Origin of the sequence: Bacillus sp. YC2, from assembly GCF_019891195.1 — a bacterium.
Lineage (GTDB): Bacteria > Bacillota > Bacilli > Bacillales > Bacillaceae > Bacillus.
This window is the reverse complement of sequence record NZ_JAHXDO010000001.1, coordinates 502,879-523,965: the sequence shown is the minus strand read 5'-3', so window position 1 is coordinate 523,965 and position 21,087 is coordinate 502,879. Positions and strand designations below refer to the sequence as shown.

The 21,087-nt window shown below is 44.1% G+C and carries 26 protein-coding genes and 1 pseudogene; 16 read left to right on the top strand and 11 right to left on the bottom strand.

The window, feature by feature from the left end:
* Nucleotides 1-6 precede the first annotated feature (6 nt).
* The 3 genes and pseudogenes from KY305_RS02590 (at nucleotide 7) to cdiI (ending at nucleotide 1,887) form a co-directional block, all read left to right on the top strand.
* Nucleotides 7-504 carry a hypothetical protein gene (locus KY305_RS02590; RefSeq protein WP_223061226.1) on the top strand — a complete coding sequence of 166 codons (498 nt, stop codon included), beginning with the start codon at nucleotides 7-9 and terminating at the stop codon, nucleotides 502-504.
* Between the two features lie 283 nt (nucleotides 505-787).
* Nucleotides 788-1,228, top strand: a pseudogene (locus tag KY305_RS02585) (hypothetical protein); the annotation flags it as partial.
* 305 nt (nucleotides 1,229-1,533) lie between these two features.
* On the top strand, nucleotides 1,534-1,887 hold the full coding sequence (cdiI, locus tag KY305_RS02580; RefSeq protein ID WP_223061224.1) for a ribonuclease toxin immunity protein CdiI: 354 nt from the start codon (nucleotides 1,534-1,536) through the stop codon (nucleotides 1,885-1,887).
* A 200-nt stretch (nucleotides 1,888-2,087) separates the two neighbouring features.
* On the opposite strand, the gene chrA is transcribed toward cdiI, so the two are convergent.
* The 4 genes from chrA to KY305_RS02560 form a co-directional block, all read right to left on the bottom strand.
* On the bottom strand, nucleotides 2,088-2,621 hold the full coding sequence (gene chrA / locus KY305_RS02575) for a chromate efflux transporter ChrA (RefSeq protein WP_223061223.1): 534 nt from the start codon (nucleotides 2,619-2,621) through the stop codon (nucleotides 2,088-2,090).
* On the bottom strand, nucleotides 2,621-3,205 hold the full coding sequence (gene chrB / locus KY305_RS02570) for a chromate efflux transporter ChrB (RefSeq protein ID WP_223061222.1): 585 nt from the start codon (nucleotides 3,203-3,205) through the stop codon (nucleotides 2,621-2,623). Before chrB ends, chrA begins: the two co-directional genes overlap by 1 nt.
* A 13-nt stretch (nucleotides 3,206-3,218) precedes the next feature.
* Nucleotides 3,219-3,695 (bottom strand): chromate efflux transcriptional regulator ChrS, encoded by a 477-nt coding sequence (gene chrS / locus KY305_RS02565; protein WP_223061221.1) that lies wholly within the window; start codon nucleotides 3,693-3,695, stop codon nucleotides 3,219-3,221.
* A gap of 153 nt (nucleotides 3,696-3,848) precedes the next feature.
* On the bottom strand, nucleotides 3,849-4,196 hold the full coding sequence (locus KY305_RS02560) for a DUF4181 domain-containing protein (protein ID WP_223061220.1): 348 nt from the start codon (nucleotides 4,194-4,196) through the stop codon (nucleotides 3,849-3,851).
* A gap of 200 nt (nucleotides 4,197-4,396) precedes the next feature.
* Between KY305_RS02560 and KY305_RS02555 the strand changes: the two genes are divergently transcribed.
* Nucleotides 4,397-4,555 (top strand): hypothetical protein, encoded by a 159-nt coding sequence (locus tag KY305_RS02555; protein WP_396021501.1) that lies wholly within the window; start codon nucleotides 4,397-4,399, stop codon nucleotides 4,553-4,555.
* 70 nt (nucleotides 4,556-4,625) lie between these two features.
* Here the strand turns inward: KY305_RS02555 and KY305_RS02550 are convergent, their stop codons facing one another.
* On the bottom strand, nucleotides 4,626-5,246 hold the full coding sequence (locus KY305_RS02550; RefSeq protein ID WP_223061219.1) for a flavin reductase family protein: 621 nt from the start codon (nucleotides 5,244-5,246) through the stop codon (nucleotides 4,626-4,628).
* A 184-nt stretch (nucleotides 5,247-5,430) separates the two neighbouring features.
* Nucleotides 5,431-6,018, bottom strand: coding sequence for a CotG/ExsB N-terminal domain-containing protein (locus KY305_RS02545; protein ID WP_223061218.1), 588 nt, complete (start codon nucleotides 6,016-6,018; stop codon nucleotides 5,431-5,433).
* A 141-nt stretch (nucleotides 6,019-6,159) separates the two neighbouring features.
* Here KY305_RS02545 and KY305_RS02540 point away from each other — a divergent pair, with 141 nt between their 5' ends.
* From KY305_RS02540 to KY305_RS02530, 3 genes are all read left to right on the top strand, one after another.
* A complete protein-coding gene (locus KY305_RS02540) occupies nucleotides 6,160-7,254 on the top strand; it encodes a CotH kinase family protein (protein ID WP_223061217.1) in 1,095 nt (364 codons plus the stop codon).
* A gap of 119 nt (nucleotides 7,255-7,373) precedes the next feature.
* Entirely contained in the window at nucleotides 7,374-8,261 is an 888-nt protein-coding gene (locus tag KY305_RS02535; protein ID WP_223061216.1) for a spore coat protein, read from the top strand.
* 39 nt (nucleotides 8,262-8,300) lie between these two features.
* The gene (locus KY305_RS02530; RefSeq protein WP_223061215.1) at nucleotides 8,301-8,975 is read left to right on the top strand and encodes a DUF2642 domain-containing protein; all 675 of its coding nucleotides are present in this window, start codon (nucleotides 8,301-8,303) and stop codon (nucleotides 8,973-8,975) included.
* A gap of 57 nt (nucleotides 8,976-9,032) precedes the next feature.
* Here the strand turns inward: KY305_RS02530 and KY305_RS02525 are convergent, their stop codons facing one another.
* Nucleotides 9,033-10,367 (bottom strand): arsenic transporter, encoded by a 1,335-nt coding sequence (locus KY305_RS02525; protein ID WP_396021506.1) that lies wholly within the window; start codon nucleotides 10,365-10,367, stop codon nucleotides 9,033-9,035.
* A 197-nt stretch (nucleotides 10,368-10,564) separates the two neighbouring features.
* Nucleotides 10,565-11,473, bottom strand: coding sequence for an acetoin biosynthesis transcriptional regulator AlsR (gene alsR, locus KY305_RS02520; protein ID WP_223061214.1), 909 nt, complete (start codon nucleotides 11,471-11,473; stop codon nucleotides 10,565-10,567).
* Nucleotides 11,474-11,629: 156 nt separating this feature from the next.
* On the opposite strand from alsR, the gene alsS reads away from it, so the two are divergent.
* The 3 genes from alsS to KY305_RS02505 all read left to right on the top strand — a co-directional run bounded on the left by alsS (nucleotide 11,630) and on the right by KY305_RS02505 (nucleotide 14,831).
* Nucleotides 11,630-13,342, top strand: coding sequence for an acetolactate synthase AlsS (alsS, locus tag KY305_RS02515; RefSeq protein ID WP_223061213.1), 1,713 nt, complete (start codon nucleotides 11,630-11,632; stop codon nucleotides 13,340-13,342).
* Between the two features lie 62 nt (nucleotides 13,343-13,404).
* Complete coding sequence (gene budA, locus KY305_RS02510; protein ID WP_214802343.1) at nucleotides 13,405-14,172, top strand: acetolactate decarboxylase; 768 nt, start codon at nucleotides 13,405-13,407, stop codon at nucleotides 14,170-14,172.
* Nucleotides 14,173-14,306: 134 nt separating this feature from the next.
* Nucleotides 14,307-14,831: an NAD(P)H-dependent oxidoreductase gene (locus KY305_RS02505; RefSeq protein ID WP_223061212.1), complete on the top strand. Its 525-nt coding sequence runs from the start codon at nucleotides 14,307-14,309 to the stop codon at nucleotides 14,829-14,831.
* 31 nt (nucleotides 14,832-14,862) lie between these two features.
* Here KY305_RS02505 and KY305_RS02500 read toward each other — a convergent pair whose 3' ends face one another.
* The gene (locus tag KY305_RS02500; protein WP_223061211.1) at nucleotides 14,863-15,156 is read right to left on the bottom strand and encodes a DUF3892 domain-containing protein; all 294 of its coding nucleotides are present in this window, start codon (nucleotides 15,154-15,156) and stop codon (nucleotides 14,863-14,865) included.
* Nucleotides 15,157-15,316: 160 nt separating this feature from the next.
* On the opposite strand from KY305_RS02500, the gene KY305_RS02495 reads away from it, so the two are divergent.
* Genes KY305_RS02495 through srlD form a run of 6 tightly spaced genes read left to right on the top strand, consistent with a single transcriptional unit; the run spans nucleotide 15,317 to nucleotide 19,454 of the window.
* Nucleotides 15,317-16,273 (top strand): sugar-binding transcriptional regulator, encoded by a 957-nt coding sequence (locus tag KY305_RS02495; RefSeq protein WP_223061210.1) that lies wholly within the window; start codon nucleotides 15,317-15,319, stop codon nucleotides 16,271-16,273.
* The gene (locus tag KY305_RS02490) at nucleotides 16,270-16,704 is read left to right on the top strand and encodes a transcriptional regulator GutM (protein ID WP_223061209.1); all 435 of its coding nucleotides are present in this window, start codon (nucleotides 16,270-16,272) and stop codon (nucleotides 16,702-16,704) included. The genes KY305_RS02495 and KY305_RS02490 overlap by 4 nt, the downstream gene beginning before the upstream one ends.
* A gap of 4 nt (nucleotides 16,705-16,708) precedes the next feature.
* On the top strand, nucleotides 16,709-17,254 hold the full coding sequence (gene srlA / locus KY305_RS02485) for a PTS glucitol/sorbitol transporter subunit IIC (protein ID WP_214802359.1): 546 nt from the start codon (nucleotides 16,709-16,711) through the stop codon (nucleotides 17,252-17,254).
* A gap of 12 nt (nucleotides 17,255-17,266) precedes the next feature.
* The gene (gene srlE, locus KY305_RS02480) at nucleotides 17,267-18,280 is read left to right on the top strand and encodes a PTS glucitol/sorbitol transporter subunit IIB (RefSeq protein ID WP_214802361.1); all 1,014 of its coding nucleotides are present in this window, start codon (nucleotides 17,267-17,269) and stop codon (nucleotides 18,278-18,280) included.
* Between the two features lie 15 nt (nucleotides 18,281-18,295).
* The gene (locus KY305_RS02475) at nucleotides 18,296-18,670 is read left to right on the top strand and encodes a PTS glucitol/sorbitol transporter subunit IIA (protein WP_316252427.1); all 375 of its coding nucleotides are present in this window, start codon (nucleotides 18,296-18,298) and stop codon (nucleotides 18,668-18,670) included.
* A gap of 1 nt (nucleotide 18,671) precedes the next feature.
* Entirely contained in the window at nucleotides 18,672-19,454 is a 783-nt protein-coding gene (gene srlD, locus KY305_RS02470) for a sorbitol-6-phosphate dehydrogenase (RefSeq protein WP_223061208.1), read from the top strand.
* Nucleotides 19,455-19,569: 115 nt separating this feature from the next.
* On the opposite strand, the gene KY305_RS02465 is transcribed toward srlD, so the two are convergent.
* Nucleotides 19,570-20,100 (bottom strand): SH3 domain-containing protein, encoded by a 531-nt coding sequence (locus tag KY305_RS02465; RefSeq protein ID WP_214802370.1) that lies wholly within the window; start codon nucleotides 20,098-20,100, stop codon nucleotides 19,570-19,572.
* A 61-nt stretch (nucleotides 20,101-20,161) separates the two neighbouring features.
* Nucleotides 20,162-21,079: a ribose ABC transporter substrate-binding protein RbsB gene (rbsB, locus tag KY305_RS02460; protein ID WP_223061207.1), complete on the bottom strand. Its 918-nt coding sequence runs from the start codon at nucleotides 21,077-21,079 to the stop codon at nucleotides 20,162-20,164.
* Nucleotides 21,080-21,087: the final 8 nt, after the last annotated feature.

The following is a 21,087-nucleotide window of genomic DNA, read 5'->3' as shown; positions in this document are numbered from 1 at the left end:
GTAAATATGGAATATATGAATGACAAAATGAAAAAAATAAAGGATACAGTAATCAATGACTTGAGCTATGCGAAAAAAACAGAACTTTCTAGTTTAGAGAAAGTTATCTCTCCAAATATAGTTAAAATAGACGATTGCTTTATTCTGGATTTAGAAAATGAATTATCCAATACTCAATCTATTAATTGGGATAGAATATTGAAAATGTATGGAGATAAAACAGGCTATGAAGCTTCATGTAATGAACTGCGTGTTAATGATTGTTTAGACAATGAAAATTTGTCTGAAGATGAAGTTTTAATATACGCGTTTCATGTAATGGATGGTTGGGAGCATCAGCTAAATGAAAGTTTTCCGGAGCATAAATTTATATTAATATTAACTGTTGATGAGGGCTATGCAACATTGAGATTTTATAAATTTAGAGAAGAAGAAAGCAGTTGGCTGAACGAAGATATTGAGAAAAATGGAGAAGCCGTATTAGTCAGGGAAATTAATCATTAAAAAATTCTGCTATGCTGCTTATCATTTTTTTCTTAAAAACTTATTTTAATGCACTGAATGAAGGATGAACACTTCATACTTATTTCTGAAAAGCAATGGGATAAAGAAGGAAATGTAACGCAGGGGTATAAAATAGATAAAAACAGTCTTTATTTCGAAATTTTATAATCTCACAGGAAATTACACAGGGAGCAGTTATTAGGTGTTGATTTTGAAACACACGCTACTGCGATTACATTATCTAAACAGTCTAACGACATGAAAAAAAAAAAAGGAGACATGGGAAGAAGATTCAGTTTTGGATATTGAGAGCTTAGTGGTCAAATTAGAGTCGGTCATTTGGAATGTTGGCAGCGGTGTTTTAGATAACCTAAAGCCTTTCACACAAGACCCGCCCAATTTATTAAGGCTTAAGATTCCCGACGGCTGGACAATTGACTACAATACATTAAAAGATACGAACCCTAAAGCTCTGGGAGCTGAAGATGAAGCATGGTTATTTGATTTTAATCAGGATCTGCTGCAAATTTCTCATAAAATGAAAAACTTGCTGCTGGATGTTGGGGGGTATCCCGAGGGAGACCTGACAGGAAGCTATGGGAAAGAGCTCATTAAAAACGAAGAATGGGAACGTCCCTTAGAAGATGTAATGTGCGAAGAGCCGAATGAACTAGTGAAACAGCTGGATCGGATTTTTATGAAAGAACTTAATCATGAATACTGAAACAATAAAAAGCAGGCAGTGAAACCTGCTTTTTTTCATGTCACTCCCGCAAAAGCTGAACGTGGGAGCTCCATCCATTAAACAGCTCAAACATGAAGCAGAAAATGACAGCGCACACCATTATAAACCACAATGCTGGGCGAAGAAAACGCTATTATATATGCGGAATAACAAGCCCTCCGTATACGAACGCCGCACGATCAAAATTGCCGGGAACATTGTTGAAGGTGAAGAAAAAAACTTTCGCGAAACCTGTTCTTGATGGGAATCTTAATTGATATTAATAAAAGGGTTGATATACAGTAATGGAAAATAACAAAGATATTGGGCCAATGATTGACTACTTTAATTCAATAACTGATAGAGAATTTTTAAAAGTACTAAAGAATTTTGCAGAAGAACTTGGTTATGGAGACGAATATCATTTATGTACGTTTGCTAGCTCTATGGAACCTTGGGAAGAAGACTACTTTGAAAATGGTGTAGAGTTTTTAAATGGGACGGCAGGCGAAGATGTTTCTGTTATTGTTGATTATTTAACGTTCTATCATTACTTAACAAATGTTTCTGATGATTATTTGAAGAGGGTGCCAGAACATAGGGATCAAGTGATAGACTTATTAGAAAAAATTAAACAAAATTATGATATAACGAATTGATTTTTCAAAATAGAAAGAATTATCGCTATGGAAAATAATAAGGTACGGCGTCAATTGAAAAAAAGAAAAGTAATGAACTTTAATAAAGTCAAAAAGCAGGCAGCGAAACCTGCTTTTTTTCATGTCACTCCCACTAAACATGAATCAAAAAATGGAAACGAACACCATCATAAACCACAACGCCGGTCCGAAATAAACAATTATATATGAGGAATAACCAGCCCTCCGTATACGAAAGCCGCCACGATCAGAATCGCCGGGTGCCATTTTAATTTAGTTAGCGCAACAAGTGAAATAGCAGCAATAACCAAGGATTGAACCCAGCCGATGGCATGTATGCCGTCGGCGCCGATTTTGTATGTGAGAACAAGCATCATGACCGCGATCACAGGCTGAACGGCCAGAGTCATGCCTTTCATAACCGGAGATTGGCGGAAGCGCCGGATGATCCGCAGCAGCACGATCAGCGCGATGGCAGACGGCAAAACCGTCGCGGCCAGTGCGAGAATAAAACCCGGCCAGCTCCCTGCGCTATAGCCGACATAGGCCGCGATCTTTGTGGCGATCGGGCCGGGGAGAGCATTGGCGAGCGCCAGCATATTGGAAAGCTCGCCGCCGGACATCCAGCCGTATTTATATATAGGGTCAAACATCAGCGGAATAGAGGCCGGACCGCCCCCGTACCCTAACAAATTCGAAATGAAAAAGGCCAGAAAGATATGAAATAATAGCATTATGCGGTCATCCCTTTATCTTTTTTCTTACGCGTCAGCTGTGCTTTCAGCTTAAAGTGAAAAGCGCCGTATGCGAGAAAAATAATAATCACAATGCCCGGATTAATGGAAAATGTCTGCAGGCCGATAAACGCAATCGCAAAAAACAAAATGCCCGTCACCCAGCCGAACCCTTTGACGGCCTTTTGTCCGAATTCATAGGCCATGATGCCGAGCATGACAGCAATGACCGGCGTCACGGCTCCGATCATTCCTGAGACAACGGAGGAGCGGCTGATCACATTAACGGCCGCAAACAAAGCGACCATGGCAAAGCAGGTCGGCAAAATATGAGCGGCGACAGAAAGCGCGGCGCCAAGCGCTCCTTTTTGCTTGTAGCCGAGATATGCAGCCATTTTTGTGGCGATCGGGCCCGGCAGTGCGTTTGCGATCGCTAAAATTTCCCCGAATTCATCATCATCTATCCACTTATATTTGTTCACGGCTTCATGGCGGATCAAAGGAATAACGGACGGGCCGCCCCCGAATCCCAATATGCCGGTGCGCACCATCGCCGCCGCAATGTCCCGATAGGGATGCTTCATTGATGTTTCCCCCTTACAATTTCATGCCCATTCTGCTTTTATATCGCTTAATCAGCATTTGACAATCGACACTGACGACGCCTTTTTGCGTATAGAGCCGCTTTGTCAGAAACTCTTCCATGTCCTGATCATTTGCGAAAATGCCGTGCATATGCAGCTTGCTCGGCCCGGTCATATGATAAAGGCTTGTGACCGCAGGCTCCTGCTCCAGCTTTAATGCCGTTGCCTCTAAATGCTGCGGCTCCACCTCCACATTGAAAAATACAGACACATGATGGCCGATTTTCGCCGGATTAATGACGGCGGTGAATTTTTCAATCACACCGGCCTCCATTAAGTGCTGAATACGGTTTTGAACGGCTACCCGCGATAGATTAACCCGCTTTCCGAGGTCTGTATAAGAAATCCTGCCTTCCTCGTGCAAAATAGAGAGAATATTTTTATCCGTTTCATCAAGAACAAGATGAGGAATGCTGTATTCATGTTCCAAAGGCTTCACCTTCCTTCATTTGGATAGACAATATTTTATCATAGAATCTTTCGTTTTGAAGGGATTGGTTTTGATTTATTTTCGTTATGAAAAGGGTTTAAGGAAATGTTTTTCGGAAAGAAAATAGTGTGTGAGCTCCTTCAAAAATAACACTTATCCATTCGTAAAAAATAGTATTATTCCAAACACAAAAATGAGGCATATATTAATTAAATTGAGGATATATTGCTTCTCTTCCGGTCTGTACCTCCATTCCATAACAGCTCTTACGAGAAAAAATAAAGAAAAATACAAGGTGAACAGAAAAATATTTTGATAAAAAACAATGATAACGAAATAAGAAATAATCATTCCGATTTCAATCCATTTATGAACCCCATTCACGTGTTCATAATGCCCGTTTTGTTTGGGGATGTTATATATCCTTCGGGCGGCATAATAAAAAACAGCAATGACGGCAGCTGCGGTCAGCAGGATGATAAAAATATGAAGCACATCCATATCACTTACTCCTTTCCTGTCTTCTTTTATTTACGCATAACCATCGTAAAAGTTCTGCGCCATGCGGATATGATGGATCTCAGAAGAAATGAAAAATATAAAACGATTTAAAACGAAGAGATTCTCTGAATTGTTCAGGGAAAGTTGTTGGAAAATAGCGAGCGGTTCAATGAAATTCCCCATACACTGACAGTTTCCCTATGTGGTCTGAACAATCATCAGGCATGCTGCAGTTTGTTGGTGATGAAGTGAAAAAAGAGCGGAACATTCCTGACAGCTGGAAGCTCATCACGCAAATGCGTTTTGGCACCCTGTGCAGGGAGCGGGTATGCAGCTTAAAGACCCTTTTAATTTTATAAATAAATGAAAAAAGCCCCTTTGTAAAAAGGGTCTTTTTGACTAGTTTCTTCTATTATAATAGCGATTGTTTCAGGTTGGACGAACAAGCGTATATTTCTCACCGAGTTTGGCGTACTCATTCCCCGCAAGCCTCGCTGCGGGCTGTAATGCATCCGTCCGTATGTAGCCTTTACCTGCATCGTATACTTTATCGTCTAAATGAAAACAAACGACTCTGCCGATGATGAGGTCAGTCGTGGTTTCCCCGCGGTCATTTTGGAACGGAAGATGGTGCTCCAGTCTGCATTCAAATCTGACTTTTGCTTCTTTAATGCCGGGTACGCTGACACAGGCGCTTTCTGCAGCGGACAGGGCTGTCAGATCAAGTTCACTGGCGTCAGGGTCAAGTTGTGCCGCCGTTTTGTTAATGTCCTCAATGATCGACTCATCGCTGACATGCACGACAAATTCCTTATTCGCCAGCGCGTTTCTGGCGGTATCCTTCTGTCGTCCGTCCGCTCTGCTGACAGAGATGGCGAGAAGCGGCGGGTCTGCACTGACAACGTTATAAAAACTGAATGGCGCTGCGTTTATAGCGCTGTTAATGGATGAAAGCGTAGTGACAAATGCGATCGGCCGCGGTACCACGGTGCCCGAAAGCAATTTGTAGATGTCCTTTCCGCTAAGCTCCTCCGCTCGTAATGTATACATGACATCGGCCGCCTTTCTTAGAGTATGAATTAATTATAACGAAAGAAATTCCGGAAAAACAACAAAAGAGACCGGGTTGCATATCTTATCTCGTGACATATATCTATATGAGGAAAAAGCGGAGGAAAAAAAGGCTTCCGTTAGCCGGCAGCCTATATACAAACAATATTCGGTTTTTCACGGATTATTTGTAGGATTTTTTTACAACCCATATACTTCCGTCTTTCCAATACTCTGTTTTGCTGCAGTAATCGTCTTTTTTGCCGTTTTGTTTTTTCTTTTGAGAACGGTAAGGTTTTTTGTAAGTGCGTTTTTTGGAACGGCAATTTTTTTTATGGCTGCGTGATTTTTTGTGAGAACGGCAGGATTTTTTATGGCTGCGGGATCTTTTGCGAGAACAGAAAGATTTTTTATGGCTACAGGATCTTTTGCGAGAACAGAAAGATTTTTTATGGCTGCGGGATCTTTTGCGAGAACAGAAAGATTTTTTATGGCTGCGGGATCTTTTGTGAGAACAGAAAGATTTTTTATGGCTGCGTGATCTTTTGTGAGAACAGAAAGATTTTTTATGGCTGCGAGATTTTTTGTGAGAACAGAAAGATTTTTTGTGGCTGCGAGATCTTTTATGAGAACAGAAAGATTTTTTATGGCTGCGAGATTTTTTCTTACTGCTTTTTCTGCTGTGCGGTTCTTGGTACAAATAACTTTTCAATCCCTCGTTGCTTGCGGATCTTACCGCTTCTTTGATATCAGAATGGGAATAGTGGCCCATTTTGAAACCTCCTCTTTGAAATTTAGTTTAAGGATGCGCTCCTTACTACCACATAGTACGCTGGGATGAAAAAAGTGTATAAGTGTTCTGCTGAGTTTTGTAAAAATGGAATAGCCTAAAATTCTGCAAGGGGGTTTACAGGTGAAAAACCAATCAACATTGCCTCTGTACCAGCTGTTTGTTCATCCGAAAGACTTACGGGAGCTGAAAAAAGACATCTGGGATGATGATCCGGTGCCCGCTGTGCTGAGGGTTAGACAAAAACGGCTGGATATTGATCTGGCGTATCGCGGCTCCCATATAAGAGATTTTAAGAAAAAATCGTATCACATCGCCTTTTATCAGCCAAAAACGTTTCGCGGAGCTAAAGAAATCCATTTGAATGCCGAGTACAAAGACCCGTCCATGATGCGGAACAAACTGTCTCTGGATTTTTTCGCAGAGCTTGGGACACTGTCACCGAGGGCGGAGTTCGTTTCCATCCAAATTAACGGTAAAAATGAAGGGATTTATCTTGAGCTTGAATCAGTAGATGAATACTTTCTGGCGAAAAGGAACATGGCCAAAGGCGCTATATTTTACGCGGTTGATGATGACGCCAATTTCTCACTCGTCAGCGACCTTGAGCGGGATACGAAAACATCACTTGAACTGGGATATGAAAAGAAAACGGGAACGGAAGAAGACGATTTCCGCTTACAGGATATGATCTATAAAATTAATACGGTGCCAAAGTCAGGGTTCAAGGCGGAAATTGTGAAGCACTTGCATGTGGATAAATATTTGCGGTGGCTTGCCGGGATCGTCTTTACGTCAAACTACGACGGGTTTGTTCATAATTACGCATTGTACAGGAATCATGAAACAGGTCTGTTTGAAGTCATCCCATGGGACTACGATGCCACGTGGGGAAGAGACATTCACGGGGAGCGGATGGATGCGGATTATGTCAGAATCCAGGGGTTTAATACTTTGACGGCCAGACTTCTGGATGAACCGTATTTCCGCAAAGCGTATCAAAGGATTTTGGATGAGACGCTCAAAACGCAATTTACAATTGAACATATGAAACCGAAAGTCATGTCGCTCTATGAGCAAATCAGGCCTTATGTTCTGAACGATCCTTATAAAAAAGATGAGATTGACCGCTTTGATCGGGAGCCCGATGTGATCTGCGAATATATTAAAGAACGGTCAGCCTTCATTATGAGTGAATTAAGACAATGGAATGTCTGAATTGGGCAGAAAGAAGGATTTTATACAAATAGGCTGGTGAACCAGTTCCTAAAATAATCGGGATACGTATATATGCATTATGGTTTGCCAATATGTATAAATAACTAGGAGGACAATAGATGAGACGCAATACGAATCGGCAACGGTCTGATTACAACTTTCTAAATTCGATGGAAGGAAAGGTGATTACTGTCTACCGGGGAGGTCCTGAGTCTAAGACCGGCAGATTAGCAGATATCAAACCGGATTATATCGCTCTTCAGGTTGATAATAACATCGTTTATTATCAATGGAAGCATGTCAAAAGCATTACTGAAGATACGAATAATACCTTATCTCCGGCTGAGGCAATTGAATGTGCAGAGGCTGATGACTTTCAAGAATTGATTCACCGGATGATCAGCCAGACTGTTCAATTGAATCAGGGCGGTCCGGAATCAAAAAAGGGAAAGCTTCACGAAGCCGGAGATGATTTCCTTGTGCTGGAAACCGAGGATGACGGGATTGTGTACTTTAACACGGACCATATTAAAAGTGTAAGCGTGGAAAATGCGGCAGATGACGAAGCTGATGAGCCAGCGGACTATGAAATGGCTGATGACTTTCACGGTATATTTAAAAGCATGACCCACAAATGGGTTTCCATCAACCGCGGGGGTCCGGAAGCCGTAGAAGGTATACTTGTTGATAATTCGGAAGGTCACTATACCCTTGTAAAGGATAAAGAAGTTCTGCGGATTCATCCTTTTCATATCAAAAGCATCAGCGCGGGTTCTAAAGGTGCGGCTAAAAAAGAAGAGGAAGAAAATGAGAAGGAGTCCGTTGAGGAGAAATCAGAAGAGGTGCCGTCACATACTTCTTCTAGAAGAACTGGGACTTCATCACGATCTTCAAGATCACATCGATCCTCAAAAAGAAGAGAAGAGGACTCATACAAAGAGGACTCATACAATTACGCAACGGTGTTAAGAACGGTGGATTATCGGTGGAAGCGCGGCCGTAAGTGAAAGCGATGAATGACAAATAAGGCGGAGAGGGGGAAACAAATGGCTGGTTTGAGCAAGTTTCTGGATAAACAAGTAGACATCGAGATTTCGGGAAATACAAATTTCACAGGGACTCTGTTAGATATCGGGCAGGATATCATTGTGATTTATGACGGCCGGCATTTTTTATATATACCGCTATTGCACCTTCAGCGGATGAATCTGGCGTTTCCGGGCGATTTAAATGAAGGAGCATACACAAAAAAAGAAAATCCGCATTCCGAAACGCTGGAGAATTCATTTTCTTACCGGAATACGCTTCTCAATATAAAAGGCAAATTTACAGAAGTATTCGTTACAGGGGACCGCTCCATCCATGGATATGTAACAAGTGTTTTAAATGATTATATCGTATTCTTCTCTCCTGTTTATAAGACTCTTTTTATCTCAATGCATCATTTAAAATGGCTGACTCCTTATTCCACTGAGCAAACGCCCTACACATTAAAAAGCTCAGAGCTGCCGGTTGTTCCTTCTAATGTCCCGCTTGTCCGAAATTTTGAGGAGCAATTAAAAAAATATATCGGTCAGCTGATTATATTGGATTTAGGGGATCTGCCGAGCAAAGTGGGGCTGTTAAAAAATGTTTCAGATAATATCCTTGAACTGAACGATGCGAGCGGAAATACGGTTTTTTGGAAATTGAATCATTTGAAAACCATGCATCTTCCATAAATGATAAAACTGCCTCTTTATACAGAAGGCAGTTTTTTTATTGAACCTGTTCCACTTCTATAGATAAATCCAACTGATCCAAAGATATAAAACAGTCAGGGTAAATAAGACAGTAAGCGGAATCACAATGATAGTTGTTTTCACGTATTCTTTCCAAGAAACTTTTTCGCCGTGCTGTTTTAAAATGTGCATCCAAATGAGTGTAGCTAATGTTCCGATCGGCAAAAGCAAAGACCCGATATCACTGCCGATAATATTTGTCAGATAAATGATTTTTGCGGTTAATGGGTCAATCGTCATTTCGGTTAACGTCAAGGTGCTGATCATTAAGGCGGGATGGTTGTTAAATAGGTTAGAGAGGACAGATGTAGCCGGACCCATAATAAATGCCGCGTGGGCGATGCTTTGTGATACATAAGGCTCAAGATATTGAACCAGCAATGCGGTCAGTCCGATATTATGCAGCCCGTAGATGACAATATACATAGTGAAGGCAAAAACAAAAATATGCCAAGGCGCTTTTAATAATAAATCTTTTGGGCTTATTTTTAAATAATACCATCTCCAGCTGAGCAGGATAACAGAGCTGATAACTGCCACAAGTGAAACTGGTATGCCGGTGTACGAAGCTGCAAATAAACTGATTCTGACTAAAAAAACAAACATCAAGACACAAAACATGACTTTCGTCCGGCTGTCTCCTGTCAGCTCAGGGCCGGGCTGGAGAGGATGGTATCTTTTATGCTCCAAGGAATCAAAATAAGACGGAATGTCGGGCAGCTGTTTCGGCAGGCGTTTGTAAAAGAAAGCAAACAGCAGGAACGCCATAAATATAAGCCCCAATATACCGGGGACGAACATCATATTGGTATACAAATAAAGGTCCATTCCAATCATTTTAAGGGAAATTAAATTAACGATATTACTTACGCCGATAGGAGTGCTTGCTGCTGTCGCAATTAAGACGCCGCTAATCAAATAAGGTGTTTTTTGATGTTTTTTCAGCCCGAGATATTTTAAAACCAACAGTAAAATGGGGGTGGTGATTAACACACTGCCGTCATTATTCAGGAAAAGAGTCATAGAAAAACAAAGCAGATTCGTTAACCAAAAAAGCCGGATGCCTGATCCTTTTGCTCGATGAAGCAGCTTGGCTGCCACCCAATAAAAAAAACCGAAGCTTTCTAACGCAATAGCCATGACCATCGTGGAAATAATCGTAATAGATGCTTCGGTGACTTTTGACCCAATATCCCACAAGTCATGAAGGGAAACGGTTCCGCATAGTAAAACGAGAATGGCGCCCAGTGTTGCAGGCACGGCCTCATTTAATCCTTTTGGTCTCCAAAATATAAGAATGATTGTCAATAAAAATGAAATCAGGGTTAACATGACGTTTACGTGTGAAATATGTCCTGCCTCCTTTTGAATAGGTAAATGCTGCACCAGTATTTTTATCCCTGCTAATCAGTTGTACTGTATGTATACGAGTACCGGCTGTAAGGTGTACTGAGCGTTTCTATTAATTTCATAAAAATCCATAAAAGCCACAAAAAAAAAAGAGGCTGCTCTTCGGCGTGCCTCCTTTTTTATGTGTTTGTCACGTTCGCTTGTAATAAAGCCTGGCGTTTATTCACAATATCCAGAAAATGTTTCAAAATCGGATTTTGGTTATCTTTGCGATAGGCGATGACCCATTCGGCGGTAAGCTGTATATGATTGATGTCCCGGTAGGCGACTTCAAGGTTGAACAGCTTTTTAGCTGAAGAGGGCACAAAGGTAATGCCGATGCCCGCGCTTACCAATCCAATCACCATTTGGTATTCCGTCGCTTCTTGAATGATTTTCGGTTTAAAACCTGCCTGTTCACAGAAATTTACAAATTCAAGATATAAAGTCGGCCATGTTTCTTTTGACAAGGTGATAATCGGTTCATTTTCTAAATCTTGAATTTCTATTGTTTTCTTAGCGGCAAGCGGGTGCTGTTTCGGCAAAGCGAGAATGCACGGACTGCTTTGCACTTTTTCCATATGTAATGCCGAGTGCTGCAAAGGCGGATGAAGGATGCCGATATCAATATTCCCCTTTAAGAGCTCTTCTTGCTGTCTGAAAGAAGAAATTTCACGCAGGTCTACCTTAACGGAGGGGAATAATTCACGAAACTCCCGAATGATCGGCGGCAGAAATTCATATGTAGCCGAGCCGACAAAGCCGACGACGAGGCGGCCGAGTTCCCCCCGGGCTGTCCGCTGAGCCATTTCAATCGCTTTGTCTATTTGTTCGATTGCGTTTTTGCTGTGTTTTAAAAAACTTTCTCCGGCTGCAGAAAGCTCCACAACCCGTTTCGTCCGCTTCAATAAGGTCACGCCTACTTCTTTTTCGAGCTGTTTGATCTGCTGGCTTAGGGGCGGCTGGGTCATATTCAGCCGAAGCGCGGCTTTGCCGAAATGAAGTTCTTCGGCAACGGCAATAAAGTATTGGAGGTGGCGCAGCTCCATCCTTAACCATTCCTTTCCTTTGGTTAATTATTCGTGAAACATATTAATCATACGGCGAATTGATATTGGAGGTCAATTTCCAAAGAGTGTATAGTGAATAATATCACAAATTACTTAAAATTTTATATTTAATATGCATAATAAGGAGTGAGGGTGTTGGCAAAAGCAGCAAATGAATTAAAAACCTCTGGAAAGAATCGCGGGGCAGAGCTTGTTGTTGATTGCTTAGTGGAGCAAGGTGTCACACATGTATTTGGCATTCCGGGTGCAAAAATCGATGCGGTATTTGATGCGTTAAAAGATAAAGGACCTGAACTGGTTTTGTGCCGTCATGAACAAAACGCTGCGTTTATGGCAGCGGCTGTCGGAAGGTTAACGGGAAAACCGGGAGTATGCCTGGTGACTTCAGGCCCGGGGGCATCCAATTTAGCAACCGGATTGTTAACGGCTAATACAGAAGGTGATCCGGTAGTGGCACTGGCAGGAAACGTCATTCGGGCCGACCGGTTAAAACGGACACACCAATCATTGGACAACGCGGCGTTATTTCAGCCGATTACAAAATACAGTGTAGAAGTACAGGAAACAGGGAATATACCAGAAGCGGTAACGAACGCGTTCAGGGCAGCGTCAGCAGGTCAGGCAGGCGCAGCTTTTGTGAGCTTTCCGCAAGATGTTGTGAATGAAATCACAAGTGTGAAAAACGTGCGCAGCGTGCCGTCACCGAAACAAGGACCTGCACCGGAAGAATTAATCAGCACAGCCATTGCAAAAATCCAGACGGCGAAACTTCCCGTTCTGTTAGTCGGTATGAAAGGCGGCAGACCGGAAGCGGTCAAAGCGATCCGTGAATTGCTTGCGAAAACGAAACTGCCGTTCGTGGAAACATATCAAGGTGCCGGCACATTGTCCAGAGAGCTGGAGGACCAATATTTCGGCCGGATCGGACTGTTCCGCAACCAGCCGGGCGATCTTCTGCTTGAACAGGCGGATGTCGTATTAACGATCGGTTATGATCCGATTGAGTACGATCCGAAGTTCTGGAATGTAAAAGGCGACCGCGCTATTATCCACCTTGACGAAATTCAGGCGGATATCGACCATGCATACCAGCCGGAACTTGAATTGTTAGGTGATATCGCCGCCACTGTCAAACAAATTGAACATGATGCGGTGACATTTGATATGTGCAGCCATAAACAAGAAGTGCTTGACGAATTAAAACAAATGCTTCTTGAAAGTGAAAAGGCTCCTGCCGAACACAATTCCGACAGAGTGCATCCATTGCAAATCGTGCAGGAATTACGCAGCGCAATCGATGACGATGTGACTGTTACATGCGATATCGGCTCTCACGCCATTTGGATGTCACGCTATTTCCGTGCTTATGAGCCGCTGAAGCTGTTGATCAGCAACGGAATGCAGACATTGGGCGTAGCGCTTCCTTGGGCAATTGCCGCAACATTAGTGAATCCTGGTGAAAAAGTGGTTTCCGTATCAGGAGACGGCGGCTTCCTGTTCTCGGCAATGGAATTGGAAACGGCGGTCCGACTGAAATCACCTATCGTTCATCTTGTCTGGAATGACAGCACATATGACATGGTTGCGTTCCAGCAAATGAAAAAATATAGCCGTACATCATGCGTAGATTTCGGAAACATTGACATCGTAAAGTATGCAGAAAGCTTCGGCGCTACCGGATTGCGTGTCGAATCACCGGAACAGCTTGCAGACGTGCTGCAAAAAGGCTTGAATACAGAGGGGCCTGTTATCATCGACATTCCGGTCGATTACAGCGACAACGTCCATCTTTCAAGCGACATGCTTCCGAAGCAATTTGAAGAAAAAATGAAAGCAAAAGCTCTCTAACTCTGCGCACCACGAAACTGTTTTCAGATGAACAGACCAAACTTAAAAGGAGTGAAGGGAATATGCAAAATACAAGCGACATTCAAGTGCTGAGCCGCGGAAAAAAAAGCCGGCCCGAGGATCAGGTCTATCAAGTATCAACGATGACTTCTCTGTTGGACGGAGTGTATGACGGGGATTTTGATATGGCTGACATTCCGAAATTCGGAGATTTCGGAATCGGCACCTTTAACAAACTGGACGGCGAACTGATCGGGTTTGACGGAGAATTTTACCGTCTGCGCGGCGACGGAACGGCAACGCCCGTGCAAAGCGGAGACCTGTCACCTTTCTGTTCATTTACGTTCTTTACACCGGATATCACGCACAAAATTGATGCGAGAATGACGCGCGAAGAATTTGAACAGGAAATCGCCAGCCTTCTGCCGAGCAAAAACTTATTTTATGCGATCCGTTTAGACGGCGTATTTAAAAAAGTGCAGACGAGAACGGTAGAACGTCAGGAGAAACCGTACGTGCCGATGGTTGAAGCGGTAAAAACACAGCCTGTGTTTAACTTCGACAACATTAACGGAACGATCGCGGGTTTCTGGACACCTGGTTACGCGAACGGTATTGCTGTTTCCGGCTATCATCTGCATTTCATTGATGAAGGCCGCAATTCCGGGGGGCACGTGTTTGACTATGTAATTGAAGAGTGCACCGTCACCATTTCTCAAAAATTGAACATGAACCTCAAACTTCCGAACACGGCGGACTTCTTCAACGCAAACTTAGATAACCCTGACTTTGCGAAAGATATTGAAACGACAGAAGGAAGCCCTGAATAATCAATAAAAAAGAAAGCCCTTTTTGAAGTGCACCCCGCATTTTAGACACAATCTAAAATGCGGAGGTGCTTTTCTTTTGTTTGCCTGACCGGAATAAAGTAAAATATAGTCAAAAAGATAAAGGTGTGGTTGCTGTGAAAACAATGGTTTTAGTCGTTCACCCCGATATGGAAAACTCGGCCGTCAATAAGGCGTGGGCGGAGGAATTAAAAACCCATGATGATATTACTGTCCGTGAGCTTTATAAAGAATATCCGAATGAAGAAATTGACGCGGAGAAGGAGCGGCAGCTGTGTGAACAGTATGATCGGATTGTTTTTCAATTTCCGCTGTATTGGTACAGCTCGCCTCCGCTTTTAAAAAAATGGCTTGATCATGTGCTGACTTATGGATGGGCTTACGGATCTGAAGGAAAAGCGCTCCGCGGAAAGGAACTGATGCTGGCTGTTTCCGTCGGTGCCGAAGAGGATAAATACCAGGCCGGCGGCGCCAATCATTTTTCATTGAGCGAGCTTTTAAAACCGTTTCAGGCAACGTGCAATTTTACCGGCATGACATATTTGCCGCCTTTCGCGTTTTACGGCGTAATGAACACCGATGCGGCCGACATTGCCGACAGCGCACAACGGCTGGCCGGCTACATCAAAAAATCATTTTAAGCAAAAGCCCTGGTCATCAGGGCTTTTTTTGTTAAAACTCAGGCAGCTCGCTTAAATTATTTTCCTTTATCCCGTCCGGCTCACTGCGCAATATATCCCGCCCGTATTTATGAAAGACATCCGTGTGGGCAAGCAGGCCGGCTTTAGCTTCGGCTAATGCTGAAGGGTAATCAAGCTCTCTGCCCCTGTTAGTCTTCACGGCGATGATATTGCCGTCATCATTTTTTCTGACAGCGATAATTTCTTCCTCACCCGGATGTGCCGGGGGCTGTTTTTCAGTCTCGCGGTGCTTATATTGTTCATACGCTTCTTCAAAATGATCCATGATGCCACCTCCATTTATTAAGGTAAACGAATCGGCTTTATATCATTCATTTGTTCTATATAAAAAATGATTGACTCAATTGGTATGAAACCGTATACTGAAAGCGCAAACATAGCACATATGACTATATATTGCACATTTGTGCAAAGGGGTGAGACAGGTGAATCAAGGAGATGAAAAGCGTCTTTTAGTCAAAATCGCTCAAATGTATTATGAGCATGACATGACGCAAAGTGATATTTCAAAAGCGCTCGACATATACCGCACGTCAGTCAGCAGGCTGTTAAAAAAAGCCCGTGAGGAAGGAATCGTCAAGATTACCATTGATAATGAGTTAGCAGGGCAAATCAATTTAGAGACAGAATTAGAGCAAGCATTCGGCCTGAAGGAAGCCATCGTCATTCCCGTTCAGCCGGGCCAGACCGATCAGGAAAAAAAATCATTGATCGCAAAAGCCGGCGCTGAGCTTTTGAAGCGGATTGTAAAAGATAACGATGTCGTCGGGTTTGCTTGGGGAAGCACATTGGCCGAAATGGTGGGGGAACTGCATAATTGCCCGAAACGTGACGCTTATTTTGTCCCTTTAGTCGGCGGTCCGGGCACAATGGACACGAAATATCATGTCAATACAATCGTCTATAACATTGCGAACGACTTTGGCGGAACCGCCCAATTTATTGATGCCTCGGCGGTGGTAGAGAGAAAAGAAACGAAGCAGGATATCGTGCAATCCCATTACTTTTCTAAAATATCCGATTTCTGGCGCAAGCTGTCAGTAGCGGTTGTCGGAATCGGCGCACCGATCAAATCTTCCAATATGATCTGGACGGGTTTTTACGGCGACAAGGATATCAATGATTTGAATGAGCTTGGAGCAATTGGAGATATTTGTTCCCGTTTTTACGACCGGGACGGGGCACTGGTGGATTCAGAGCTTTCCGACCGTACGATAGCGATTGAACTGGAGCAGCTGAAACAAACGAGATACACGATCGGCATCGCGGAATCAATAGAAAAAGTGCCGTCCATCCTCGGTGCCTTGAAAGGCGGCTACATGAACTGCTTCATTACGACAGACGAAACCGCGCACTCTTTATTGAAGGAGCCGCGCCTATGATGTGGGTGATTGCTTTCATCGCTTTGGCGTGGCTTTTGCAAAGTGCATTCGGTTTCTTGCAGATCAGGCATTTTAATCAAGAATACGCAAAATTGAGAAAGCTGGGGAGAGTGGTCATCGGCAAAAGAACGGCGCGGGTGCAGGCCGGTACGGTTGTGATGTTTGCGATTGACGGAAAAAACCGCATCACAGCCGCCAAAAAAATGCAAGGGCTTACAGTTTTCTCAAGAATCAGACAATTAAAAGGGTTTGACGGAAAATATTTTCCCGCACTGACTGAGGAGGATATCAGCACAGCTGACCGCCTGACGCAAATCGCCATTCGTGACGCATTAAACAGCTATCACATTCTCTCTAAAGGAGGTGAGCTTCAACAGAAAAAAAGCTTAGCGGATTTATTTCCGGTAAGGAAAAAAAAGAAAACGGGGTGATGAAATGGATATGATTACAAAGGCCGCGAACGGTTTTATGAACTTATTCAGAGAAGGCGGGGAGACCTTTGTCAGCCTGGTGACAGATATTGTGCCTTTGCTCATTATGCTTCTTGTTGCGATGAATGCGCTGATCCGGTTTGTCGGTCAGGAGCGGGTGGAAGCAATCGCTAAAAAATCAGGTAAAAATCCCTTCAGCAGATATTTTATCCTGCCGGCCGCGGGGACCTTTATTCTGGCCAATCCGATGACATTGTCACTGGGACGATTTTTACCGGAAAAATATAAACCGAGTTATTATGCGGCGGCTTCGTATTCGTGCCATACGCACAACGGCCTGTTTCCGCATGTCAATCCGGGGGAATTATTCGTCTTTTTAGGCATCGCAGCGGGAATTACCACACTCGGGCTTGATACGACTGAGCTTGCGCTGCGCTACTTTTTGGTAGGCCTTGTGACAAACTTTTTCAGGGGATGGATCACAGATGCGACGACAGCATTTGCAGCCAGACAGCAGAATGTGAAGCTGAAAAATACGGTAGACCTTTAAGGGGGAGTTCAGGTGAGCCGAACATATCATTCTATTCAAATTCAAGCGGGACCGGGCGGTTTTGGAGGGCCGTTAACGATAACGCCGGCTGACGGAAAAAATAAAATTGTGTACGTCACTGGCGGGGCTAAGCCGGCCATTGCCGATAAAATAGCGGCATTATCGGGAGGAGAGCTTGTTGACGGTTTTAAGACCAGTGTGCCGGAGCAGGAAATGGCGTGTGTCATCATTGATTGCGGCGGGACATTGCGCTGCGGGCTTTATCCGCAAAAACGGATTCCCACCATTAATATAATGCCGACCGGTGCAAGCGGTCCGTTAGCAAAACATATTACAGAAGATATTTATGTTTCAGGAGTAAAAGAAGCTGACATTGCATTATCAGAAGGTGCTGCCACACCTCATGCATCCAATGTCAGCAAGAGCAGTTCTTCGCCTAAAGAAGATACTCAGGCTAAGTATAGCGCAGATAAAAAAATTAGTGAACAGCAAAAGCCTAAGGGGTTAATGGCCAAAGTCGGAATGGCGATGGGGTCTGTCGTCAGTGTGTTTTATCAGGCAGGCCGAGATGCAGTTGATACTGTCATTAAAACGATTCTGCCGTTTATGGCGTTTGTCGCCATGCTGATCGGTGTCATAAAAGCGTCAGGAATCGGTGATCTCTTTGCATCGTATTTATCACCGTTCGCCGGAACCTTGTGGGGCCTGCTATTGATTTCGTTAATCTGTTCGTTTCCTTTGTTATCACCTTTTTTGGGACCGGGCGCCGTCATTTCCCAGGTGATCGGGTCATTAATCGGCGTGGAAATCGGAAAGGGAAATATTCCGCCGCACTTGGCATTGCCCGCGCTGTTTGCGATCAATTCACAGGCTTCGGCAGACTTTGTCCCGGTCGGATTGGGGCTCGCGGATGCTGAAACGGAAACGATTGAAGTCGGCGTGCCTTCGGTGCTGTATTCCCGTTTCTTAACGGGAGCGCCGACCGTGTTTATTGCATGGCTGGCGAGCTATGGTCTATACGATTAACAAAGGGGGAGACTTGTGTTGCAAACTTTATATGAAACAAACATTCAGCAGATCGGAGCTTCGGCGGCGGATTTTCTTTCAGAGGGGATGTTTATCCTGTTCGGGGAAAACGCGCCGGCGGAATTATCGGATTTCTGCCTGCTCATTTCGATAAATAAGGTCAACGGCAGCATTGAAGCCGGCGACATTTTAACCTTAAATGGCAAAGAATACTGCATAACCGCGGTCGGAGAGGCGGTAAAGAAAAACTTAGAAGCGTTGGGCCACATTACCTTGAAGTTTGACGGTTCTGATGTCCCTGAACTGCCCGGCTCATTATATTTAGAAAAAGCTGAGCTTACATTACCGAAAGCAGACAGTAAAATACAAATTGTAAAGAGGGGCGAATGAAATGGAAGAACTGCGAAAAGTAGCGTTAGTAGCGGGCGGCGGACAAAGTTTGGGAGAAGCGCTCTGCTGCCGCCTCGCCGAAGAAGGCTATGACATCATAGCGGCAGACATTCAGGCTGACAAAGCTGAAAAGGTGGCGGCTTCCATAAAGGCTGCATACGGGAGAGAGGCGCTTGCCGTCAAAGTGAACGTCACGAAAGAAGAAGAAGTGGCGGAGATGGTCGAGACATCTGTACGCGCTTTTCAGCGGATTGATTTGCTGGTCTATGTAGCGGGTGTGGCAAAAAGCACGAAAATTACCGATTTTCATCTCAATGACTGGAATGCCACGATGGATGTCAATCTGACCGGTTATTTTCTCTGTGCCAGAGAGGTATCGAAAGTCATGATCAAACAAGGCGGTGGAAATATTATTCAGATTAACTCCAAGTCCGGAAAAGTCGGCAGCAAACATAATTCTGCTTACTCGGCATCTAAGTTCGGCGGGGTCGGTCTGACGCAGAGCTTGGCGCTGGATTTAGCAGAGCATAATGTCCGCGTAAACGCCATTATGCCGGGGAATTTGCTGAAATCTCCAATGTTCCAAAGCCTTATTCCGCAATATGCGAAAAAGCTCGGAATACAGGAGGACGAGGTTGAACGGGTGTACACGGATAAAGTTCCGCTGAAGCGGGGCTGCACGTATGATGATATAGCCAATGCCGTTATATTCTATGCCTCTGATAAGGCGAACTATATGACGGGCCAATCTATAAATGTCACGGGCGGACAGGTGATGCATTAATCCGGCCGGATTCCGACAATATTTCTCAGGAAATATTCCGGTCTTCCGACATTTCTATCTGCCGTTAGGGAATAAAAAACGGATTTCGCGCTAAATTGCGAAATCCGTTTTGGCATTATTTTAACTTTTGGAGATCTTTTGTGCTGATATATCCGGTTGAGCCGCCGTAATCGACAAGCGCCCAGCCGAAATCAAAGCCGCCGTTAGGGGTCTTTTTCCAGCCTAGAAAAGAAACGCTTGTGCTTTTGGGAAGGGTTGTTTTGACGGCTTTTTCTGTATATACCTTTGTTTTTGCTGTTGTTTTCACCGTCGTTGCTTCTTTGACAATATAATGAGTCGATACAAATCCGGTTTTCCCGTTTTTATAATGAACTTTAGCCCAGTCGGCATTCGGGTATGAAATAACCTTTAAGCTGTCGCCTAAATGAAGGATATCAGCTTTCGGACTTGCTGCTGACGCTTTTGTTCTTACGTGCAATGCCTCAGCTGAAACGAGATAAGAGTCTAACGGATAGCTGTATAGGTCGTCAATCTTGACCGCTTCTGCGGCATGGCTTTCAGGAATCGGCGCGATGCCGGCTGCGGAAGCCGCCGTAATTCCTGCGGCCAGGGTGAGAATGGACGCTGTTTTTGCTGGTTTCTTCATCTATCTCTCTCCTTTTATTTTATTCTTTTCACGTTTTGGCAAAAGAATAAACATCAGGCGGTTACTTTTGTGTCCGAAGCTTTAATGGCGCGGAAATGTTTTTTTTGACTTTTTCTCCTTTCAGAACTTGCTCAGCCGCTTCAGCCGCCAGTGTTCCGATCAGTTCGGGCTGCTGGGCCACAGTGGCAGTCAGCTTCCCATTTTTTACAGAAGCGAGGGCGTCTTTATTTCCGTCAAAACCGACGACAAGAATGTGTTTTCCTGAGCTATTGATCGCCTCAAGCGCGCCGAGCGCCATTTCATCATTATGGGCGAACACGGCTTGAATGTCGGGATGGCCTTGCAGCAGGTTTTCCATGACGGTCAGTCCTTTTGTCCGGTCAAAATCGGCCGCTTGTTTTGTTACGACGTTCAGCTTTTTGTCGGCAATGTTGTGGAAGCCCGTGCCCCGCTCTCTCGTTGCAGAAGCGCCCGGAACCCCTTGCAGTTCAGCGACCTTGGCGCCTTTTCCGAGCTGATCCGCGAGATAATCAGCCGCCATTTCGCCCCCTTTGATATTGTCAGATGCAACGAGCGTTTCGACTTTGCCGTGTTCGGCGGAGCGGTCAAGCGCAATGACAGGAATGCTGAGTGAATTCGCCGATTCGACGGCCGTGGAAATCGCCGATGAGTCAGTCGGATTGATTAACAATGCGTCGACTCCTTGCTGGATCAAATCTTCCACGTCATTTGACTGTTTAGATGAATCATTCTGGGCATCTACGATAATGACCTTCATGCCCCGTTTCTTCGCTTCTTTCACAACCCCTTCTTTTAGTGACACGAAGAACGGGTTGTTCAGCGTGGACACGGACAATCCGATCGTATATTCTTTTTTATGTTTCGAGGTTGACGGTTTCGCCCATTGAGGCGGATCAAGTGAACAGGCAGACAGCAAAAACAATGATAATGTGACTATCGCAATGATGGCTTTCTTCATATATATCC